A 20,897-nucleotide genomic window follows, 5' to 3' on the forward strand; every position below is an offset into this window, starting at 1 on the left:
TCATACTCCCTCTTGTTGTAGTGGCAGGCGCAACTCGAAGCGCGCGCCGCCACCTGCCTGATTATGCGCCGTCAACTGGCCGTTCATGGCCTGCACGATGGACGACGAGATCGCCAGCCCCAGTCCCAATCCCTTGCCGGACGGCTTGGTGGTGAAGAACGGCTCGAACAGATGCGCCACCACCTGATCCGGGATGCCGGCGCCGCTGTCGCTGATGCTCACCAGCGCGCAGGCGCCGTCGCGCTCCAGGCGGATGGCCACTTCGCGCCGCTCGGCCGTCTCCACCGCGTCGAGCGCGTTGCGCAGCAGGTTGATCAGCACCTGTTCGATGCGCACGCTGCTGCCGGTCACTTTCAGGCCGTCGGCCGCGGCGATGTCCAGCGCGACGGCGTGGCGGCGGAACTCGCTCTCCAGCAAAAACGCCGAGGCCCGCACCGAGGCCGCCAGATCGACCGACGCCACCGTCTCATCCTTGCGCGCGAAGCCCTTCAGCTGGCCGATGATGGCGCCCATGCGCGCGCTGGCCTCGCTGATGTGGCCGAGATTGCCCTCGACCTGCTCGCCCTGCCCGCGCGCCAGGAACACGCGGGCGTTGTCGGCGAAGGCGCGGATCGCGGCCAGCGGCTGGTTCAGTTCATGGGTGATGCCGGCCGCCATCTGGCCCAGCATCGCCAGCTTGCCCGCCTGAACCAGCTCGTTCTGCGTGGAGCGCAGCAGGTGTTCGGTCTCCTGCAGCTTGGCGTACTTGCTCTCCAGATGCTGATTGGTGGTGCGCAGTTGCTGCGTGCGTTCGACGATTTTGTCGTCCAGCTCGTCGGCCGCCTGTTGCAGCGCGGCGGCCGAGGCCATGCGCTCCTCCAGGCGGCGGCGGCGCTGGTGCAGCGCCCAGCTCGACACCGCCGCGCAGGCCAGCAGCAGCGCCGCAGCAGCGGCCCACTGCACGCCGGTGCGCACCACGCGCGACTGGCCGGGAAACAGCATCAGCTGCCAGCCCAGCTGGCCCACCGCCTGCGTGACGAACAGGTCGGCATGTCCGCTCAGCGGCGTGATCTTCTGGCCGGTGTATTGCTGAGTGCGCGCCAGTTGGCGCTCGGTGTCCGCGTCCAGCGCGTGCAGGCTGCGGTAGATCCAGTCCGGGCGGTTGCTGAGGAAGATGACGCCGGTGCTGTCGGCCAGCACGATGGCGTCGTCGCTGCTGCGCCAGGTGCGTTCGAAATCGGCCAGGCTGATCTTCACCGCCACCACGCCGGTGACCGGGCCGCCGGCCGTGCCGTTGCGGTACACCGGCTGCGCGATGAAGTAGCCGGCCTCGCTGGTGCTGGTGCCGATGCCGTAGAAGCGCCCTGCCCTGCCATGCAGCGCGGCGTCGAAATAGGGGCGATAGGAAAAGTTCTTGCCGACGAAGCCCAGCGGCTGGTCCCAGTTGCTGGCGCCTATGGTCAGGCCGTCGCGGTCCATCACGTAGATGGCGCCCACCTTGGCTTGCTGCTGGATGGTTTGCAGCGCGCTGTTGAGGCGGGTGATCGCCGACGCATCGGACGGATGGGCCAGCGCTTCGATCAGGTCGGGCTGGAAGCCCAGTACAAAGGGCAGCGTTTCATATTTTTGCAGCAGCGATTGCAGGTCCGGCGCCATCAGTTGCAGCTGGCGCTGGCCCTGCTGCCGCAGTTCCTCGCGCGCGCGCCAAGTGCCGGCCAGGAAGGACCCGGCAATCACGCCCAGCGCGCACACGAGTGCGAACAGCAGTAGCAGGTTTTTTTGAGCGCGCATACGCTGATTCTACTGCACCTGCTCAGTCCACCGCCGCCATGCGCATCTCGTCGTTGTGGTGGCGCTGCTGCTCTTCCATCACCAGTTGGCCCAGTTCGCGTTTGAGCGCGTTGAACTCGGCGGAGGACGGATCGCGCAGGCGCGGCAGTTCCACCATCAGGTCGCGCTTGACGGTGCCGGGACGGTAGGTCATCACGACGATGCGGTCGGCCAGGTAAATCGCTTCCTCGATGCTGTGGGTGACGAAGATGATGGTCTTCTTCAGCTCGGCCCAGATGCGCAGCAGTTCGTCCTGCAGGTTGCGGCGGGTCAGCGCGTCGAGTGCACCGAAGGGTTCGTCCATCAGCATGATCGGCGAATCCAGCGCCAGCACGCGGGCGATGGCGACCCGCTGGCGCATGCCGCCCGACAGGTCTTTCGGGAAGCGGTGCTTGAAGTCGCCCAGCGACAGCATGCCCAGCAGCTGGTCGACCTTGGCCGTGATCTGCGCCTGCGGCATGCCCTTGATTTCCAGGCCGAAGGCGATGTTCTTTTCCACCGTCATCCAGGGGAACAGTGCGTACTCCTGGAACACCATGCCGCGTTCCGGGCCGGGGCCGGTGACCAGCTTGCGGTCGGCGGTGATGGCGCCGGACGACGGCAGCGAGAAGCCGGCGATCGCGTTCAGCAGCGTGGATTTGCCGCAGCCGGAAGGCCCCAGCAGGCAGACGAACTGGCCTTGCGGGATCTCCAGGTTGATATCCTTGAGCGCGATCACTTCGCGGCTGTCGGTCTTGAAGACCTTGTTGACGGCTTGGACTTCGATATGGGTCATGTCAGTTCTCCAGGCCGCGGTGCCAGCGCAGCAAATGATTGTTCAGTTTGTTCATGCCGACGTCGATGATCAGGCCCAGCAGGCCGATGCTGATCATGCCGGCGATGATTTTGTCGGACCAGAAGTACTCGCGCGCTTCCAGGATGCGGAAGCCGAGGCCGTTGTTCACGGCGATCATCTCCGACACGATCACGACGATGAAGGCGGTGCCGATGCCGATCCGCACGCCGGACAGGATGTAGGGCACGGCGGCCGGCAGCATCACGCGGACAAACATGGTGCGCTGGCTGACGCCGAGGTTGCGGGCGGCGCGGATGTAGATGCCGTCCACCTGGCGCACGCCGGCGATGGTGTTGACCAGCACCGGGAAGAAGGCACCCAGCGCGATCAGGAACACGGCCGGTGCATTGCCCAGACCGAACCACAGAATCGCCAGCGGAATGTAGGCGATCGGCGGAATCGGCCGCAGCACCTGCATCAGCGGATTGAACCACGCATACATGCGCTGGCTCGATCCCATCAGCAGGCCCAGCGGCAGCGCCAGGCCGGCGCCGATGGCGAAGCCGACGATCACGCGGTACATGCTGCTGAAGGTGTCGCCCAGCAGCTCGCCGGACAACGCCCAGCCCAGCCACGATTGCGCGGACGGATCGTAGGCCGTCAACGGCAGCAGGTATTCGATCCACTTGTGCACCACCGCGAGCGGCGACGGCAGCACCTGCGGATTGACCCAGCCCAGCATGGCGCTGGCTTGCCACAGGGCGACGATAAGGATGGGCACGACCGCGCCCGAGGCGGATTGCCGCCAGTCTTGCTTGCTCATGATGTGTCTCCGTCGTTATTGAATGTTGAGGCTTTTCTTGGCCGCTTCCAACAGGTCGGTCTTGACCCAGTCCTTGGCCACCGGCGCGGCGCGCATCTTGCCGGTGCCGTGCTTGGCCATCACGTCGGTGGTGATCTGGATGTGCTCGGCGGTGACGTCGTAGGTGTACGGCGAATTGCTGATGGCGTCGTCGAAATCGTCCTTGCTGATCTGGTTCTTGAAGATCACTTCGCGCACGTATTTCTCGGCGACCGGCTTGTTGTCGATGAACAGCTTGGTGGCCTGCACGAAGCAGGTCATGAGCTTGGCGGCGGTGGCGCGGTGTTCCTTATAGAACTTCTCGCTCATCACCATGGTGCGCACCGGCGGGCCGATCGGCGTGTCGTAGGGCTTCATCACTTCCACGCCATAGCCTTTGTTGATGGCCTGCGAGGATTGCGGTTCGCTTTGCATGATGGCGTCGAGGTTCTTGCCCATCAGCGCCTGGTTCAGGTCGGCGAACGCCAGGAACACCAGCTGCACATCCTTGCCAGGCTGGTCGGAGGCGCTTAAGCCGGCCTGGGCCAGTTCGGCGATCAGCAGCACCTCGTGGATGCCGCCGCGCGTGACGCCGACTTTCTTGCCCTTCAAATCCTTGACCGATTTGATGTTGCTGTCGGGACGGGCGACCAGCCGCGCGCCGCCCTTGGCGAAGCCGGCCACCACGTAGATCGGGGCACCGTTGGCGCGGCCGGAGATGGCGGCCTCGGAGGCGGTGGCGCCGACGTCGAGCTCGCCTGCCAGGATGGCTTGCATCACGTCCGGGCCCTTGGCGAAGACGTGCTCTTCCACCTTGATGCCGCACTTGGGCGCGATTTCCTTGATGTACGAGACGGCGCCGTAATGGGCGAACTTGAGGTTGCCGAGGCGGACCACTTCCTGCGCTTGCGCGCCGGACGCGGCGGCGGCGATGGCGAGCGTCAGCGATAACAGACGGAACTTGGACATGCTTGTCTCCTTTGTGGTTGTAGTTACCGGGAGACATTGCAGCTTCCGTGCCAAGCACGGGCTGCGGTTCAAGTCATTGATTTTTAAGGGAAGGTGAAACTGGCGCGCGGCGATTCAGGCGGAAAACCGCATGAACCGGGTGGGGCTTATGCGGAAATCCGCCAGGCTTAGCGGCGCATCAGCTGCACAGGCCGAAGGCCTTGCGGTCGGCGAAGTAGCGGTAGGTGAAAGTGCGCATCGGGTACTTGGTCAGCGCGATCTCGAAGGCCGGTGGCACTACGTCGAAACGTTCCGGCAGCTTGTCCTTCACGCGCAGGCGCACGCGCCAGATCGTATCGTCGCTGGTGGCGCCGGCCACCAGCATGTCCGGCACCTTGGGAATCACATCGACGATTTCCGGCCGCGAGTTGGTGGCGCGCTGGTAGAAGGTCACCAGTTCCGCCTTGGCGATCACCGGGCCCTTGGGCGTGGTGACGTGATATTCGCGGCTCAGGAACATGGCCCGCTCGCCGCGCGGCACCAGATAGACGAAAGTGAACTCGGCGCCGCCGTCCGGCAGCGTGACCGGCGGCGTGGTCGACACGCTGATCCCGCGCGGCAGCTGGTAGCGCGAACCTTCCTGCCAGGTGGAGCACTCCGGCGTCTTGGCCATGTAGACATCGACAGGCGTGAACGAATCGCCGCAAGCGGCCAGCAGCAGGGGCAAAACGAGGAGTGCGGAATAACGCAAGCGCATGGGTACCGGTTTCTTGTAATTCGAAGCCCGTAGTTTACTCTGAATTGTAAAAGGGCCGCATCGCTGCGGCCCTTGCTTACTTCTATGCGGTTGTTACCACATGATCACGCGGTCTTTTGGTTCCAGGTACATCTTGTCGCCTGGCTTAACGTTGAAGGCGTCGTAGAAGCCTGGCTGGTTGCGCATCGGGCCGTTGGCGCGGAACTGGCCTGGCGAATGCGGGTCGGTCTTGATCTGCACGATCTGCTGCGCTTCACGCATCTTCAAGCGCCATACCTGCGCAAAGCCCATGTAGAAGCGCTGGTCGCCGGTCAGGCCGTCGATCACTGGCGCTTCCTTGCCGCCCAGCGACAGCTTGTAGGCCTTGTATGCAATCGCCACACCGCTGTTGTCGGCAATGTTCTCGCCCAGGGTCAGTTCGCCGTTGACGTGGTAGCCAGGCAGCGGGCTGAACTGGTTGTACTGCTCCACCAGCATCTTGGTCTTGGCCGCGAAGTTCTTGTGGTCCGCAGCGGTCCACCAGTCACGCAGGTTGCCGTCGCCGTCGTACTGCGCGCCCTGGTCGTCAAAGCCGTGGCTGATTTCGTGGCCGATCACGCCGCCGATGGCGCCGTAGTTGACCGCGTCGTCCGCGTCAGCATTGAAGAACGGTGCCTGCAGGATCGAGGCCGGGAATACGATCTCGTTCATTTCCGGGTTGTAGTAGGCGTTGACGGTTTGCGGCGTCATGCCCCACTCTGCGCGGTCGATCGGCTTGCCCAGCTTGGCCAGTTCCTTGTTGTACTCGAACTCGCGCGAGCGCATCACGTTGCCCACCAGGTCGTCCTTGGCAACGGTCAGCTTGGAGTAATCGCGCCAGGTGTCCGGATACGCGATCTTGGTGGTGAACTTGGCCAGCTTTTCCTGCGCCTGTTTCTTGGTGACCGGGCTCATCCAGTCCAGCTGGTCGATGCTGACCTTGTAGGCGGCCAGCAGGTTGTTGACCAGCGCCTGCATGCGCGCCTTGCGCTCGGCCGGGAAGTTCTGCTCGACGTAGATCTTGCCGACGGCTTCGCCCAGCGCGCCTTCGGTCACGGAAACGCCGCGCTTCCAGCGTGGACGCTGTTCGGTCACGCCGCTCAGCACGGTGCCGTAGAAGGCGAAGTTTTCATCGACGTAGGCTTTGCTCAGGTAAGGCGCGCCCGAACGCAGCAGCTGCCAGCGGAAGTAGGACTTCAGCGTGTCCAGCGGGGTCTTGGCCAGCAGCGCGGTCATGCCCTTCAGGTAACTCGGCTGGCCGACGATCACGTACTTGACCTTGCCGGTCACGCCGGCGTCGGTCAGGTAGGCGTTCCAGTCGTAGCCCGGCGCGACCTTGCCCAGCTTGGCGATGTCGACCTTGTTGTAGGCCTTGACCGGGTCGCGCAGCTCGACCTTGGTCCACTGGATCTTGGCCAGCTCTTTTTCGAATTCCACGATGCCGTGCGCGGTGACGGCGCCGTGCTCGTCGCCTGCCATGGTCAGCATTTTGCCGATGTGCAGTTCATACTTGGCCAGCGCATCGGCCATCTTCTTGTCGTCCGCTTTCAGGTAGTAATCGCGGTCCGGCAGGCCCAGGCCGTCCTGGCCGATGTCGACCACGTACTTGGTCGAATCCTTGTTGTCCTGGTGGATGCCGTAGCCGTACGGCGCGGTCACGCCGATTTTGTTCAGGTGCGAGATCAGCGCCGGCAGCTGCTTCTTGTTGTTCACGGCGGCGATCTTCGCCAGTTCCGCGTTCAGCGGGGTCAGGCCCAGCTGTTCCAGCTTGGCTTCGTCCATGAAGCTGCTGTAGAAGTCGCCGATGCGCTGGGCTTCAGGGCCGCCGGCCTTGTTGGCGGCGGCGCCTTCGATGATGGCGCGCAGTTGCGGCTGGATATCGTCGCGCAGCTTGGCGAAGCTGCCCCAGCTGGCCTTGTCCGCCGGGATTTCAGTCGTGGCCAGCCATTTGCCGTTCATGTGGGTGAACAGGTCGTCCTGCGCGCGTACCGCTGGATCGATGTATTCCACCGCGATGCCGGAAGCCAGCTTGGCGTTTGCTACTTGGGCGCTGGCCGGAGCTACACTTGTGGTGTTGTCGGCTGCGCCCGCCAGGCCTGCGATCAGGCTCAGGGTCAATGCACTTACGAGATGACGTTTCACGAAAATATCCTCTTGATTGAATAAAGGCCAATCCACGATGTTTGGCCCTGTTGCGCTTTATATCACAGGGCCGCCACGGCATAAAGGTCTACCACATGATGACGCGGTCTTTTGGCGCCAGATACATCTTGTCGCCCGGTTTTACGCCAAAAGCGTTGTAAAAACCCGGCTGGTTGCGCACCGTGCCGTTGGCGCGGAACTGGTCCGGCGAGTGCGGGTCGGATTTAAGGTAAACGATTTGCTGGGCGTCGCGGATCTTGCTGCGCCACACTTGGCCAAAGCCCATGTAGAAGCGCTGCTCGCCGGTCAGGCCGTCGATCACCGGTGACGGCTGGCCGTTGAGCGAGATCTGGTAAGCCTTGAGCGCGATCGCCGCGCCCGAGTTGTCGGCGATGTTCTCGCCCAGGGTCAGCTCGCCGTTGACGTGGTAGCCCTTGACCGGGCTGAAGGCGCTGTACTGCTTGACCAGCATCTTGCTCTTGGCGGCGAAGTGCTTGTGGTCGGCCTTGGTCCACCAGTCGCGCAGGTTGCCGTCGCCGTCGTACTGGGCGCCCTGGTCGTCGAAGCCGTGGCTGATTTCGTGGCCGATCACCGCGCCGATGGCGCCGTAGTTGACGGCGTCGTCGGCGTCGGCGTTGAAGAACGGCGCTTGCAGGATGGCGGCCGGGAACACGATCTCGTTGAGCTCCGGGTTGTAGTAGGCGTTGATGGTCTGCGGCGTCATGCCCCATTCGTCGCGGTCGACCGGCTTGCCGAGCTTATTCACTTCCTGGTTGTAGTCGAACTCGCGCGAGCGGCGCACATTGCCCACCAGGTCATCCCTGGCCACCGCCAGCGACGAGTAGTCGCGCCACTTGTTCGGATAGCCGATCTTGACCATGAACTTGGCCAGCTTGGCCTGCGCCTGTTCCTTGGTGGCCGGGCCCATCCAGTCCAGCGTGGTGATGCTTTGCTTGAAGGCCGCCAGCAGGTTCTGCACCAGCGCCTCCATGCGCGCCTTGCGCTCGGCCGGGAAGTGCTGTTCGACGTACAGCTTGCCCAGGGTCTCGCCCAGCGCGCCGTCGGTGGCGTTGACCGCGCGCTTCCAGCGCGGCTCCTGTTCCTTGGTGTCGCTCAGCACGGTGCCGTAGAAGGCGAAGTTCTCCAGCGCGAACTCTTTCGCCAGGTAGGGCGCGCTGGCGTGGATCACCTGCCAGCGGAACCAGGCCTGCCAGGTCGACAGCGGGGTCTGGTTCAGCACCTTGTTGAAGCCGCTGATGAAGCTGGGCTGGCTGACAATGACGTAGTCGACCTTGCCGGCGATGCCGGTGTCGTTGAGCCAGGTGCTCCAGTCGTAGCCCGGCGCCAGCTTGGACAGGTCGGCCAGCGCCACCTTGTTGTAGGCCTTGACCGGGTCGCGCAGCTCGACCTTGGTCCACTGAATCTTGGCCAGCCCGGTCTCCAGCGCGACGATGGCCTTGGCGTTGGCCGCCGGGTTGGCGTCGCCGGCCAGGGTCAGCATCTTGGTCACGTGCTGCTGGTATTTGGCCAAGGTGCCGGCCATCTTCTTGTCCGACTTTTTCAGGTAGTAGTCGCGGTCCGGCAGGCTCAAGCCGTCCTGCATGAGGTCGGCCACGTACTTGGTCGAATCCTTGTTGTCCTGGTGAATGGCGAAGCCGTAGGGCGCGGTCACGCCGTAGCGGTTGAAGTGCGCGATCAGGGCCGGGATTTCCTTCTTGTCCTTGAGCGCGGCCACGCGGTCGAGGTCGTCGCGCAGCGGGGTCAGTCCCAGCTCGGCCAGTTTGGCTTCGTCCATATAGCTGGCGAAGAAGTCGCCGATGCGCTGGGCATCGGAGCCGGGCGTCTTGTTCGGATCGGCGGCGGCCGCCTCGATGATGGCGCGCAACTGCGGCTTGGTGTCGTCGTCCAGCTTCTCGAACGAACCCCAGCTCGATTTGTCGGCCGGGATGGCGGTCTTGGCCAGCCACTTGCCGTTCAGGTTGAGGAAGAAATCGTCCTGCGGGCGAACCGCGGCGTTGAGATCGCCCAGATCCACGCCCGAGATTTTTTGCTGTGCCTGGACGCCGGCCGAAGCCAGCAGCGCCAGCATCAGCGCGCTTAACAAGTGTGCTTTCAAGTCTTTCTCCAAATCATGGGGGTCAAGTCTGACATTCGGACACGACCTCTTCGGTAATAGGCGCATACGGTCGAGCTTGTGTCCGAATGTCAGACTTGACCCCCGCTGTTGCCCCCCGCTGTTGTGGGTTTTTCCGGCAGTTAAGCGCTTACCAGATGATCACGCGTTGTTCCGGCGCAACATACATCTTGTCGCCCGGCTTCACGCCGAAGGCTTCGTAGAAGCCCGGCTGGTTGACCATGGTGCCGTTGGCGCGGAACTGCCCAGGCGAGTGCGGGTCGGTCTTGATCAGCACGATCTGCTGGGCATCGCGCGTCTTGCTGCGCCATACCTGCGCAAAGCCCATGTAGAAGCGCTGGTCGCCCGTCAGGCCGTCGATCACTGGCGCTTCCTTGCCGCCCAGCGACAGCTTGTAGGCCTTGTAGGCGATCGACACCCCGCTGTTGTCGGCGATGTTCTCGCCCAGGGTCAGCGAGCCGTTGACGTTGTAGCCCTTGATCGGGCTGTAGCCGTCGTACTGCTTGGTCAGCGCGTCGGCCTTGGCCTTGAAGTTGGCGCGGTCTTCCTTGGTCCACCAGTCGCGCAGGTTGCCGTCGCCGTCGGACTGGCTGCCCTTGTCGTCGAAGCCGTGGCTGATTTCGTGGCCGATCACCGCGCCGATGGCGCCGTAGTTGACGGCGTCGTCGGCCTTGGCGTCAAAGAACGGCGGTTGCAAAATCGCCGCCGGGAACACGATCTCGTTCATCGTCGCGTTGTAGTAGGCGTTGATGGTCTGCGGCGTCATGCCCCACTCTTCGCGGTCGACCGGCTTGCCCAGCTTGTTGACCATGCGCTGGTGGCCAAACACCCCGGCGCGCATGGCGTTGCCCACCAGGTCGCTCTTGACGATGGCCAGCGACGAGTAGTCGCGCCACTTGTTCGGGTAGCCGATCTTGGGCGTGAACTTGGCCAGCTTGGCCTGCGCCTGCTGTTTGGTTTCCGGGCTCATCCAGTCGAGCGTGTCGACGCTGGCCTTGTACGAGGCCAGCAGGTTCTTCACCAGCTCTTCCATGCGCGCCTTGCGCTCCGGCGGGAAGTGCTGGCCCACGTACAGCTTGCCCAGCACTTCGCCCAGACTGCTTTCCACGAGGGTCACCGCCGATTTCCAGCGCGGTGGCTTGACGGCCACGCCGGTCAGCACGGTGCTGTAGAAATCGAAGTTGGCGTCGGCGAAGTCCTTCGACAGGTAAGGCGAGGCGCGGCGCAGCAGCTGCCATTCGAAGTAGGATTTCCAGGTCGCCAGGTCGGTCTTTTCCAGCGCGGCGTTGAAGCCGGTCAGGTAGCTCGGCTGGTTGACGATGACGTAGTCGATCTTGTTGGCCACGCCGGCCGCCGCCAGCGCGTGCTGCCAGTCGTAGCCCGGCGCCAGCTCGGCCAGCTTGGCGATAGCCATCTTGTTGTAGCGCTTGACCGGGTCGCGGTTCTCGACCTTGGTCCACTGCACCTGGGCCAGCGAGGTTTCCAGCGCGACCACGGCCTTGGCACTGGCGGCGGCCTGCTTGTCGCCGCCCAGCGCCAGGATCTTGGCCACGTGCGCTTCGTATTTGACCAGGGTGTCGGCCAGCTTGGCATCGTCCTTTTTCAGGTAGTAGTCGCGGTCCGGCAGGCCCAGGCCGCTTTGCGAGATGCCGACCGCGTACTTGGTCGATTCGCGCGCATCCTGGCTGACGTAGATGCCGTACGGCGCGCCGACGCCGATCTCGTCCAGGTGGGCGATCAGCATCGGGAAGGCTTTCTTGTCCTTGATGGCGCGGATGCGGTTCAGTTCACCGGCCAGCGGCTTGACGCCCAGCGCCTCCAGTTTTTGCTCGTCCATGAAGCTGGCGTACAGGTCGCCGATTTTCTGGGCGTCGCTGCCGGCCTTGCGGGTCTTGTCCGCCTCGGCCGCTTCGATGATGGCGCGCAGCTGCGGCAGCACATCGTCGCGCAGCTTGGCGAAGGTGCCCCAGCTGGATTTGTCTTCGGGGATTTGCGTGGTCTTCAGCCACTCGCCGTTCAGGTAGTGGTAGAAGTCGTCTTGCGGACGCACGCTGGCGTCGATGTATTGGGTGGCGATGCCGGACACCGGGGCAGTGTCGGCGGCGCCGGCAAAGGCGGTCATCAGGCTTAAAGTCAGCGTGCTCAGCAAGTATCGTTTCACTGGATTTCTCTCTATCAGAATTTCATCTCGTATTTGACGCTCCAGACGACGTAAGTCTGGTTGGTCGTGTTGGCCAGTTGTGCCAGGCCATTGGTGGTCACGATATTACTACCGAGCGCGTCTTCCGCCATAAAATTATTTGCAGAAATGCGGACCTGATTGCGGGCGTTGAACTTCCACAGGCCGTAGGCGTCGAACGAGCGCTTGCGGCTGGTGGTCACCACCTGCTCGGCGCTGCTCTGGATGACGGTTTCCGGCGTCCAGTTCAGGCTGGCGCCCAGGGTCAGCGGCACCGGCTTCAGGCGGTAGTCCAGGCCGACGTTGGCGGTCTGCTTCGGTTGCGCGTCGAGGCGGTTGTTGGGGCCGGGGATGCCGTCCACGCTGGACCAGAAGCGGCTGTAGTTGGAGCGCAAGTCGATCGCCGGGCCGCCCGCCATCAGCTCCTGCAGCTGGAACTTGGCCTCCAGCTCGATGCCCTTGGTGCGCGCGTGGCCGATGTTGGCCGGCGTCGAAACCCAGCGCGGGCCGGTCGGCGTGTTCTGCAGGGTCAGCTCGCGGCGGATCAGGTCCTTGATGTCGCGCACGAAGCCGCCGGCCGTGATGATGCCGCTGCGGCCCAGGTAGTGCTCGTAGGCGAAGTCCAGTCCGGTCGCCAGCTCGGGCTTCAGGTCGGGGTTGCCGGTGCGGTCGGGCCGGGTGGCGCTGTTCAGGCGCGACAGCGACGGCAGGGCGATCAGGTCCTGGATGTTGGCGGCCTTGTAGCTCTTGGTCAGGCTGGCGCGGATCTGGTCCTTGTCGTGCCCGGGGATGCGGTAGACGCCGTGCAGCAGCGGGCTCAGCACGCTGCTGCTGTTGCTGTTGCCGATGTCTTGGCCGGCGCGGGTGCTGGTGGTGCGTATGCCCTCCCAGCGCAGGCCGGCGTAGCCCGACCACTGCTGGTTGATGTCCCACTCGTCCTGCGCGAACACGGCCAGGCGGCGGGTGTCGGCGGTCAGGTTGTCGCCGGAATCGCCGTATTGCGAGACGCCGTTCTTGTCGAGCGAGGTCTTGGTCTCGACACGATGGCCCAGCTCGATATCCCAGCCGGCCGCCAGCGCGTGCTCCTTGCCGATCGGCGTGGTGTACTTGCCGCCGCTGCTGGCGCTGCGGTCGCGCACGGTGGCGTCGTCGGTGTAGCGCTGCAGCAGCTTGCCGGCGTTGTCGTACTGGTAGCGCAGCGAGTCGCTGTCGCTGTGGCCGGTGCCGAAGCCGAACTTGACGTCCAGCCTGGACGCGCCCTGCAGCTTGTGCACCCAGTTGCCGAAGCCGCGCAGGAAGGTCGATTCGGCATGGGTGCCGGTCAGCGCCAGGTTGTACTCGGGCGGCTGCTGCAAGGCCGGCGGCACCAGGCCGAAGTTCTGCGTCAGGTCGCTGCGCGAGTTGCCGTCGCTGCGGTTGACCATCAGGAAGGGCTGGAAGTTCAGCGTGTCGCCGCTGTCGAATTTATAGGACAGGCGCGGCGTCAGGTGGATGCCGCGCGAGCTGCGTTTGGTTTCGTCGAGGACGTTCTGGTCCTTGAGCACCACGCCGTCTGCGCGGGTGTCGCGGTTGGTGGTTTCGGTCTGGTCGTGCTGGCGGTTCTCGAAGACCGAGCCGGTCAGCAGCCAGGTCAGGCCGCCCACCTTGCCCGGCACCGTCAGCGACACGTTAGGCGCGTGACGGCCCTGCTCGATGCTGTCGGTGAACTTGAGCTGCTTGTCTTTTTGCTGGTAGCCGTCGCGCAGGATGATGTTGATGGTGCCGGCGATGGCGCGCGTGCTGTGCTCGGCGATCGGGCCGCGCATGATTTCCACCCGCTCGACCTGATCGGGCGACAGCGATTCCATCGAGAAGCCGGCCGGCGGCCGCTCGCCGTTCAGCAGCACCTGCGTGTAGCCGTTGCCCATGCCGCGCATACGCACGTCGCCGCCGCGGCCGGGACGGCCGCCGATGGTCACGCCCGGCAGGCGCTTGAGGATGTCGCCGAGGTTGCTGTCGCCGTTGCGGTCCAGCTCCTCGCGGCCGTAGACCTGCTTGCCGGCCACCGAGTTGCGGCGCTCGTCCATGTCGCTGGCGCGGCCGCCGCTGATGGTGACCTGGGGCACCGGCTTGCCGTCCGGTCCGAGGGCAGGCTTGGCGGGCGCGGTAGCGGGGGGCGCATCGGCTTGTGCATAAACATCGGAGGCGCCCAACAGGGCCAGGCAGGCGAAGGAGATCAGTTTGCTCATAGGCTGCACATTCTACCGGCAGCCCTGCTGGCAAAAGGGCCCGGAGGCCGATTTTTACTTTACGATACACACCCGCGTGGGCGGGCTACGGGCATCCCCTAGCCGCCGCCCGGCAGGCTGATGCTGGCGCCGCCGGGTCCGCCGATGCTGCCGCCCATGCCGCCCTTGCGGCCGCCGCGATGCGGTTCGCCGCCATCTTCCTTGCGCGGCGCGCCGCCGCCGCGGGCGCCATTGTCCGGCACCCGCATCAGCTGTTCGCCGACCAGTTGTACCACGGCCTGGCGCTGGGTTTCATTCAAGGCATCGTTGACGGTCAGCCACCATTCGCGCATCAGCTTTTCCTCCAGCGCGCTGGCGGTGGTTTCCTCGTCCACCGCCTTGGCCAGGTCGCGCAGCTCGACATTGGCGCCCTTGCTGCCTTCCAGCGTGGCCGCCTGCAGGCGTTCGCGGCGCGACTGGCGCTCGCGCAGCAGGTTGCGGGTCTTGCTTTCGGTCTGCTGCCACAGCACTTGCTGGTTGGGATTCAGGTTCAGCGATTTTTTCAGCTCGGCCGCCATCGGCAGGAAATCCTCGGCGCGCATCTCCATGACAGGCAGCGCGAAGGCCGGCAACAAGGCCGCGCTCAGGGCCAGCGCGACCGCCGCGCGCTGCAACGTGGAACAGAAATTCAGACGCATGTGAGCTCCGTTATAAATAACCCCGCATGCATTCAGCGATACGCTTGCTGCTCCGCTTAGGGGTCGGACCCCGTCCGGGGTCCGACCCCGCTGGGCGGTGCGGGGTAAAAAAAAGCCTGCGCTTGGGGCGCAGGCGAAAACCACTTCAGGGTAGAGAGAAATACGAGTTCAGTTTAGGTCGCGCCCCCCGCCGTTACAGGACTTCTTACAATTGCTTACGGACGTGAACGTGAAGGATACACTGCATACAAAACAGCAAACTTGACGTACCGCTAAGCGGGCGCTGGTGTACTTCAAATGTCAACGGCAAGCGTTGTAAATTCTCGTAAAGGTATAAATGATTTCGCGACGGCTACTACGTTTGCCGGGAATCAGGTTTATACTCAACTCAAGCGCGTTGCGGCGGGGTGGCCCACCGGCGACGGCTGTCGGCAACAGCTTCGATAGGTGAAACATGGGCAAGAAATTAAAGAATTCCGGACTGGTCGGCCTGGGTGTCATCGCCGGCATCGCTGTGTCCCTGCAATTTTCCGCCATGGCGCAAAAGCCGGTGGACCCACCGCTGCCGCTGGAGGAACTGCGCCAGCTGGCCGACGTGTTCGGCCTGATCAAGTCCGACTACGTTGAAAAAGTCGAGGACAAGAAGCTGCTGACCGAAGCCATCTCCGGCATGGTGGCCTCGCTCGACCCGCATTCCGCCTACCTGGACAAAAAAGCCTACGCCGAGCTGCGCGAAGGCTCGCAGGGCAAGTTCGTCGGCCTGGGCATCGAGATCGGCCAGAGCGAGGACGGCTACATCAAGATCGTCGCGCCGATCGAGGATTCGCCGGCCTGGCGCGCCGGCATCAAGGCGGGCGACCTGATCTCCCGCCTGGACAGCACGCCGGTCAAGGGCCTGAGTCTGGACGAGTCGGTCAAGAAGATGCGCGGCGAGCCGCACACCAAGGTCAGCATGACGATCCTGCGCAAGGGCGAGGCCGAGCCGCTGGTGTTCAACATCACGCGCGAAGAAATCCACCAGAAGAGCGTCAAGGGCAAGATCGTCGAGCCTGGCTATGCCTGGCTGCGCATCTCGCAGTTCCAGGAGCCGACCGTCGACGACCTGGCCGCCAAGATTATCGAACTGTACAAGCAGGACCCGAACATCAAGGGCCTGGTGCTGGACCTGCGCAACGACCCGGGCGGCGTGCTGCAAGGCGCGATCGGCGTGGCGGCGGCCTTCCTGCCCAAGGATGCGGCCATCGTCTCGACCAACGGCCAGCTGCCCGATTCCAAGCAGATCTTCTACGGCCGTCCCGAATACTACGCGCTGCGCAACGACAGCGACGCGCTGGCCAAGCTGCCGGCCGCGATCAAGCAGGTGCCGATGGCGGTGCTGGTCAACACCGGCTCGGCCTCGGCCTCGGAAATCGTCGCCGGCGCCTTGCAGGACTACAAGCGGGCCGACATCATCGGCACCCAGACCTTCGGCAAGGGCTCGGTGCAGACTATCCGCCAGCTGACGGCCGACACCGCTGTCAAATTGACCACGGCGCGCTACTACACGCCGAACGGCCGCTCGATCCAGGCCAAGGGCATCGTGCCGGACCTGGCGGTGGATGAAAACGCCGACGGCGACGGCCTGAACGCGCTGCGCACCCGCGAAGCCGACCTCGACAAGCATCTGGCGAACGACCGCGACCAGGAAATCGCCAAGAGCAAGCGCGACGAGCTGGAAGAGCAGCTGCGCATCGTCGCCTTGGAAAAGAAACGCAAGCCGCTGGAATACGGCAGCGCCGACGATTTCCAGCTGGCGCAGGCGCTGAACCACCTGAAAGGCTTGCCGGTGCAGCTGGCCAAGCCCGAGACCGCGGTGGTGCAGGCCGAGGTGGGCGTGAAGAAGGACCTGGCCAAAAAATAAGCTCCGGGGTCAAGTCTGACATTCGGACACGGGCTCTACCTTAGCGCGCGCTAAGGTAGAGCCCGTGTCCGAATGTCAGACTTGACCCCGGGTTTGTTGTAGCGAACTCAGCGGCGCCTTCGGGGCGCCGCTTTTATTTTCGCGGCTTTTTCCTCGATCGTGCAGTCATTGTGTAGAATTTGCCTCACTATTGGCATGAGCCATTGCTTAATTTGAAAGTTTAAACATGAAACAAGCGGTCATCAGCGGTACCGGTCTCTTTACGCCAGCCCAGTCGATCTCCAACGAAGAGCTGGTGGAGTGCTTCAACGCCTACGCCGAACAGTTCAACGCCGACCACGCCGCCGCCATCGCCGACGGCTCCGCCACGGCGCTGGAACTGTCCAGCGTGGCCTTCATCGAGAAGGCGTCGGGCATCAAATCGCGCTATGTGATGGAAAAGACCGGCATCCTGGACCCGCAGCGCATGGTGTCGCGCATCCCCGAGCGCGCCGACGAGGAACTGTCGCTGCAGGCGGAAATCTGCGTCGCGGCGGCGCGCCAGGCGCTGGACCGTGCCGGCCGCGTGCCGGCCGATATCGACATGGTGCTGGTGGCCTGCTCGAACATGCAGCGCGGCTACCCGGCGATGGCGGTCGAAGTGCAGGGCGCGCTGGGCATCGAAGGCTACGGCTTCGACATGAACGTGGCCTGCTCGTCGGCCACCTTCGGCATCCAGCAGGCGGTGGCGGCGGTGCAGAGCGGCCAGGCGCGCGCGGTGCTGGTGCTCAATCCTGAAATCACCAGCGGCCACCTGAACTGGCGCGACCGCGACAGTCACTTCATCTTCGGCGACGCCTGCACGGCGATGGTGATCGAGGCGGCCGACACGGCCAAGGGCTCGCACCGCTGGGAAATCGTCGCGACCAAGCTGAAAACCAGCTTCTCCAACAACATCCGCAACAACTTCGGCTTCCTGAACCGCTTCGACGAAGCCGGCATCGGCCAGCCGGACAAGCTGTTCCGCCAGCAGGGCCGCAAGGTGTTCAAGGACGTGTGCCCGATGGCCGCCGAGATGATCAAGACCACCATCGCCGGCGCCGGCCTGGAAGTGCCGCAGGTGAACCGCTACTGGCTGCACCAGGCCAACCTGAACATGAACCTGCTGATCAGCCGCATGGTGCTGGGCCGCGACGCCGAGCCGGGCGAAGCGCCGGTGATCCTCGACACCTACGCCAACACCTCGTCGGCCGGTTCGGTGATCGCCTTCCACAAGCACTCGGACGACATGGCGCCCGGCCAGCTGGGCGTGATCTGCTCCTTCGGCGCCGGCTACTCGATCGGCTGCGTGGTGGTGCGCCGGATCTAAGCGGCGTCCAGTTCCCGCTCGACGGCCGCGAATGCGGCCGTCGTCGCTTCCGGCCCGGCGACGGTGGACTCGACCGAGAAGAAGCTCAGGCTCTTCAGGCCTATCGTCGGCAGGATGGCGCGCAGATAGGGTTCGAGGAAGTCGGGCTGGCGGGCGCGCTCACCGGTGCGGTAGCCGCCGGAGCTGACGGCGATGTACACCGGACGGTCCGCCAGCGTGCCGATCTTGCCCTCCGGCGTGACGTTGAAGGTGACGCCGATGCGCACCACATGATCCAGCCAGGCCTTCAGCGCCGACGGCACCGTGAAGTTGTGCATCGGCGTGGCGATGATCACGCAATCGGCGTCGCGCAGTTCGCCGATCAGGCGTTCCGACAACGCCAGCCAGGACATGGCGCGCCCGGCCAGTTTCGTGCCATCCCGCGTGCCGCCCAATGCGCCCGCATACTCGCCATCGACATGCGGCAGCGGCTCGGCCCACAGGTCGCGCGTGACGATCTGCGCGGATGGATGCTGCGACAGCAGGCGGTCCATCACGCGCTGGGACAGGCGGTAGCTCACCGATTGCTGTCCACGCGGGCTACAGGTGATGTGCAGGATCTTCATGCCGCACCCGCCTTCAGGAATTTACCGAAGCGCATCGCGCCCGTCATCAGCCCCTCGCGGAAGTAGAAGCGCTGCGCCCGCGCATTCGCCAGCCCGGTGTCGAGCACCAGCTTGGCGCACTCCGCCTGATCGGCGTAGACAGTCAACCGCTCCAGCAGCCGCGCGCCCCAGCCCTGGCCGCGCGTCTTCTCGCCGGCCACCAGGTCGTCGACGTACAGGAAACGGCCATACACCAGGTTCTCCTCCAGCCGATAGCCGGCCAGTGCCACCACTTCGTTGTCTTCCCAGGCGGCCAAGATGCGGTAGCCTTGCGCGTTCATGCGCGTCACCCGCGCGACGAATTCTTCTTCGGATTGCAGGTGCGGACGCAGTTCCCTCATCACCGGATAGCAGGCGCGCAGCTGCTCAACCGTCTCCACAACTTTCAGCTTTTCGTGCATGGTCGCTCCTTTGAAAACACCATCTTATGGCGGCAATGGCATAATCTACAGAGCCATAAAACGACATCCCGACTAGGCCATGAAAACCAAGCCCGACTTCCTCCAGCTCGACAACGCCGCCGCCGAACCGCTGTACCGGCAGATCTACACCCGCTTCCGCAGCGCCATCGCCGACGGCCTGCTGCTGCCGGACGCCCGCATCCCGTCGGCCCGCGCACTGGCGCTGGAACTGGGCCTGGCGCGCGGCACGGTGGAAGCGGCCTACTCGCTGCTGGCCGCCGAAGGCTACGTCGAAACGCGCGGCCAGGCCGGCACCGTGGTCACGCCGGCGCTGGCGCGCCACGCGGCGACAGCGGTATCGAAACCGGCCACGCGCGCGCGCCGCACGCCCGCCGGCGCATCGCCCTCCCCCGTGCATGAAGCGCTGAACCGCCCCTTCCAAATGGGCCTGCCGGCGCTGGACGCCTTCCCCCGCAAGGTGTGGGCGCGGCTGGCGGCGCGCGCGATCCGCGCCACCCAGGCCGACGATATGGTCTACCCGCCCCTCGCCGGCCAGGCGACGTTGCGCGCGGCCATCGCCACCTACCTGCAGCTATCACGCGGCATCAACTGCTCGCCGTCGCAGGTGTTCATCACTTCCGGCTACCGCAACACGCTGGAGCTGGTCGTGCGCACCCTGCTGCAACCGGGCGACGACGTGTGGGTGGAAGATCCCGGCTTCCCGCCCACCGGCGCACTGCTCACGCAAGCCGGCATGAACCTGGCCCCGGTGGCGGTCGACGCGGACGGCCTGGTGGTGTCGCATGGCGTGGCCACGGCGCCGCGCGCCAGGGCCGCCATCGTCACACCGGCGCATCAATGTCCGCTGAGCGTGTCGCTGTCGCTGCCGCGCCGCCTCGCCCTGCTGGACTGGGCGGCGCAGGCCGACGCCTGGATCGTGGAAGACGACTACGACGGCGAATACCGCTACGCCAGCCGCCCGCTGCCTGCGCTGCAAAGCCTGGACCGCGATGGCCGCGTGCTGTACGCCGGCACCTTCAGCAAGGTGCTGTTCCCTGCGGTGCGGCTGGCCTACCTGGTGGTGCCGGAGGCGCAGGTGCGGCGCTTCGAGCAAACCTGCCATACCTTCGCTGCAGGAGGGCCCGCGCTGACGCAAACCATCGTCAGCGATTTCATGAACGAAGGCCACTTCGCCCGCCACATCCAGCGCATGCGGCGTCTCTACGCCGAACGCCGCCAGATCGCCGCGGAAGGATTGCATGCGGTACTGGGCAAGCACCTGCGCATCGATCCGCAGCCGGGCGGCATGCACCTGGTGCTGCGCATGAAGGGCCGCCACACCGACCGCGCCCTGGCCGAACGCATGCGGCAGGACGGCATGGCGGCGCTGGCGCTGTCCGAGCGCACGCTGCTGCCGTATGCGTCGTCGGCCTTGCTGCTGGCCTTCACCAACATCGACACGCCAGAGCGGGCGCGCGAACTGGGCAAACGGATACTCAAGCTGCTGTAAACATGGCCTAGTCGAGTAGCATATTCTTGGCTCTTCACGACTAAGCCATGCGCCCGCAAAATACGCTCATTCGCAAAATCCATCAGGGAACCGTCATGAGCAAGCGCCTCGAAGTATTCAAACACGCACCGGAGGCCTACAAGGGCTTCGCCGCCGTCAAAAGCTACATCCAGACCTGCGGCCTGCCGGCCGAGCTGGTGGAATTGGTCTACCTGCGCGTATCGCAGATCAACGGCTGCGCCTACTGCATCGACATGCACACCCGCGACCTGCTGAACCATGGCATCAAGATCGACAAGGTGGCGCTGGTGCCGGTGTGGCAGGAAGCGGCCGCGCTGTTCAGCGACAAGGAGCGCGCCGCGCTGGCCTGGGCCGAAAGCGTGACCCGCGTCGCCCAGACCAATGTGCCGGACCAGGACTATCAACAGGCACTGGCCATCCTCGGTGAAAAAGAACTGGCCGACCTGACCGTGGCCGTCTCGCTGATGAACGCCTTCAACCGCTTCGGCGTCAGCATGCGCATGGCGCCGGCCGCACTGGCCATGTAGTCCGCGCCGGGCATGATTGTGCTACGCTAGGGTTCCCC

16 protein-coding genes are annotated in these 20,897 nt (G+C 64.6%); 4 read left to right on the forward strand and 12 right to left on the reverse strand.

The genetic code is table 11. The annotated features are described in order from the left end of the window. The 10 genes from KVP70_RS06475 to KVP70_RS06520 all read right to left on the reverse strand — a co-directional run bounded on the left by KVP70_RS06475 (position 1) and on the right by KVP70_RS06520 (position 14,508). Positions 1–1,770, reverse strand: coding sequence for a sensor histidine kinase (locus KVP70_RS06475; protein ID WP_217941343.1), 1,770 nt, complete (start codon positions 1,768–1,770; stop codon positions 1–3). Positions 1,771–1,792: 22 nt separating this feature from the next. Continuing rightward, on the reverse strand, positions 1,793–2,584 hold the full coding sequence (locus KVP70_RS06480) for an ABC transporter ATP-binding protein (RefSeq protein WP_217941344.1): 792 nt from the start codon (positions 2,582–2,584) through the stop codon (positions 1,793–1,795). A gap of 1 nt (position 2,585) precedes the next feature. After that, the gene (locus tag KVP70_RS06485; protein WP_217941345.1) at positions 2,586–3,407 is read right to left on the reverse strand and encodes an ABC transporter permease; all 822 of its coding nucleotides are present in this window, start codon (positions 3,405–3,407) and stop codon (positions 2,586–2,588) included. A 15-nt stretch (positions 3,408–3,422) separates the two neighbouring features. Beyond that, positions 3,423–4,394: an ABC transporter substrate-binding protein gene (locus tag KVP70_RS06490; RefSeq protein ID WP_217941346.1), complete on the reverse strand. Its 972-nt coding sequence runs from the start codon at positions 4,392–4,394 to the stop codon at positions 3,423–3,425. 178 nt (positions 4,395–4,572) lie between these two features. Continuing rightward, complete coding sequence (locus KVP70_RS06495; protein WP_217941347.1) at positions 4,573–5,130, reverse strand: hypothetical protein; 558 nt, start codon at positions 5,128–5,130, stop codon at positions 4,573–4,575. A gap of 93 nt (positions 5,131–5,223) precedes the next feature. Further along, complete coding sequence (locus tag KVP70_RS06500; RefSeq protein WP_332844090.1) at positions 5,224–7,290, reverse strand: M13 family metallopeptidase; 2,067 nt, start codon at positions 7,288–7,290, stop codon at positions 5,224–5,226. A gap of 88 nt (positions 7,291–7,378) precedes the next feature. Continuing rightward, positions 7,379–9,379: a M13 family metallopeptidase gene (locus tag KVP70_RS06505; protein WP_217941693.1), complete on the reverse strand. Its 2,001-nt coding sequence runs from the start codon at positions 9,377–9,379 to the stop codon at positions 7,379–7,381. A gap of 175 nt (positions 9,380–9,554) precedes the next feature. Then, a complete protein-coding gene (locus KVP70_RS06510) occupies positions 9,555–11,546 on the reverse strand; it encodes a M13 family metallopeptidase (RefSeq protein WP_217941694.1) in 1,992 nt (663 codons plus the stop codon). 53 nt (positions 11,547–11,599) lie between these two features. Then, positions 11,600–13,831 carry a TonB-dependent receptor plug domain-containing protein gene (locus KVP70_RS06515; protein ID WP_217941348.1) on the reverse strand — a complete coding sequence of 744 codons (2,232 nt, stop codon included), beginning with the start codon at positions 13,829–13,831 and terminating at the stop codon, positions 11,600–11,602. A gap of 98 nt (positions 13,832–13,929) precedes the next feature. Beyond that, on the reverse strand, positions 13,930–14,508 hold the full coding sequence (locus tag KVP70_RS06520) for a hypothetical protein (RefSeq protein ID WP_217941349.1): 579 nt from the start codon (positions 14,506–14,508) through the stop codon (positions 13,930–13,932). 454 nt (positions 14,509–14,962) lie between these two features. On the opposite strand from KVP70_RS06520, the gene KVP70_RS06525 reads away from it, so the two are divergent. Both KVP70_RS06525 and KVP70_RS06530 read left to right on the forward strand, forming a co-directional pair. Further along, positions 14,963–16,408 carry a S41 family peptidase gene (locus tag KVP70_RS06525; RefSeq protein WP_217941350.1) on the forward strand — a complete coding sequence of 482 codons (1,446 nt, stop codon included), beginning with the start codon at positions 14,963–14,965 and terminating at the stop codon, positions 16,406–16,408. Between the two features lie 226 nt (positions 16,409–16,634). Beyond that, on the forward strand, positions 16,635–17,756 hold the full coding sequence (locus tag KVP70_RS06530) for a beta-ketoacyl-ACP synthase III (RefSeq protein ID WP_217941351.1): 1,122 nt from the start codon (positions 16,635–16,637) through the stop codon (positions 17,754–17,756). On the opposite strand, the gene KVP70_RS06535 is transcribed toward KVP70_RS06530, so the two are convergent. Continuing rightward, on the reverse strand, positions 17,753–18,361 hold the full coding sequence (locus KVP70_RS06535; protein ID WP_217941352.1) for an FMN-dependent NADH-azoreductase: 609 nt from the start codon (positions 18,359–18,361) through the stop codon (positions 17,753–17,755). The genes KVP70_RS06530 and KVP70_RS06535 overlap by 4 nt on opposite strands. Beyond that, positions 18,358–18,801 (reverse strand): GNAT family N-acetyltransferase, encoded by a 444-nt coding sequence (locus KVP70_RS06540; protein ID WP_217941353.1) that lies wholly within the window; start codon positions 18,799–18,801, stop codon positions 18,358–18,360. The genes KVP70_RS06535 and KVP70_RS06540 overlap by 4 nt, the downstream gene beginning before the upstream one ends. 79 nt (positions 18,802–18,880) lie before the next feature. Between KVP70_RS06540 and pdxR the strand changes: the two genes are divergently transcribed. Together pdxR and KVP70_RS06550 are read left to right on the forward strand one after the other, a co-directional pair. Further along, positions 18,881–20,311: a MocR-like pyridoxine biosynthesis transcription factor PdxR gene (gene pdxR / locus KVP70_RS06545; protein WP_217941354.1), complete on the forward strand. Its 1,431-nt coding sequence runs from the start codon at positions 18,881–18,883 to the stop codon at positions 20,309–20,311. A 95-nt stretch (positions 20,312–20,406) separates the two neighbouring features. After that, on the forward strand, positions 20,407–20,859 hold the full coding sequence (locus KVP70_RS06550) for a carboxymuconolactone decarboxylase family protein (RefSeq protein ID WP_217941355.1): 453 nt from the start codon (positions 20,407–20,409) through the stop codon (positions 20,857–20,859). Positions 20,860–20,897: the final 38 nt, after the last annotated feature.

The organism is Duganella violaceipulchra, from assembly GCF_019166075.1.
In the GTDB taxonomy this organism is placed as follows: domain Bacteria; phylum Pseudomonadota; class Gammaproteobacteria; order Burkholderiales; family Burkholderiaceae_D; genus Rugamonas; species Rugamonas violaceipulchra.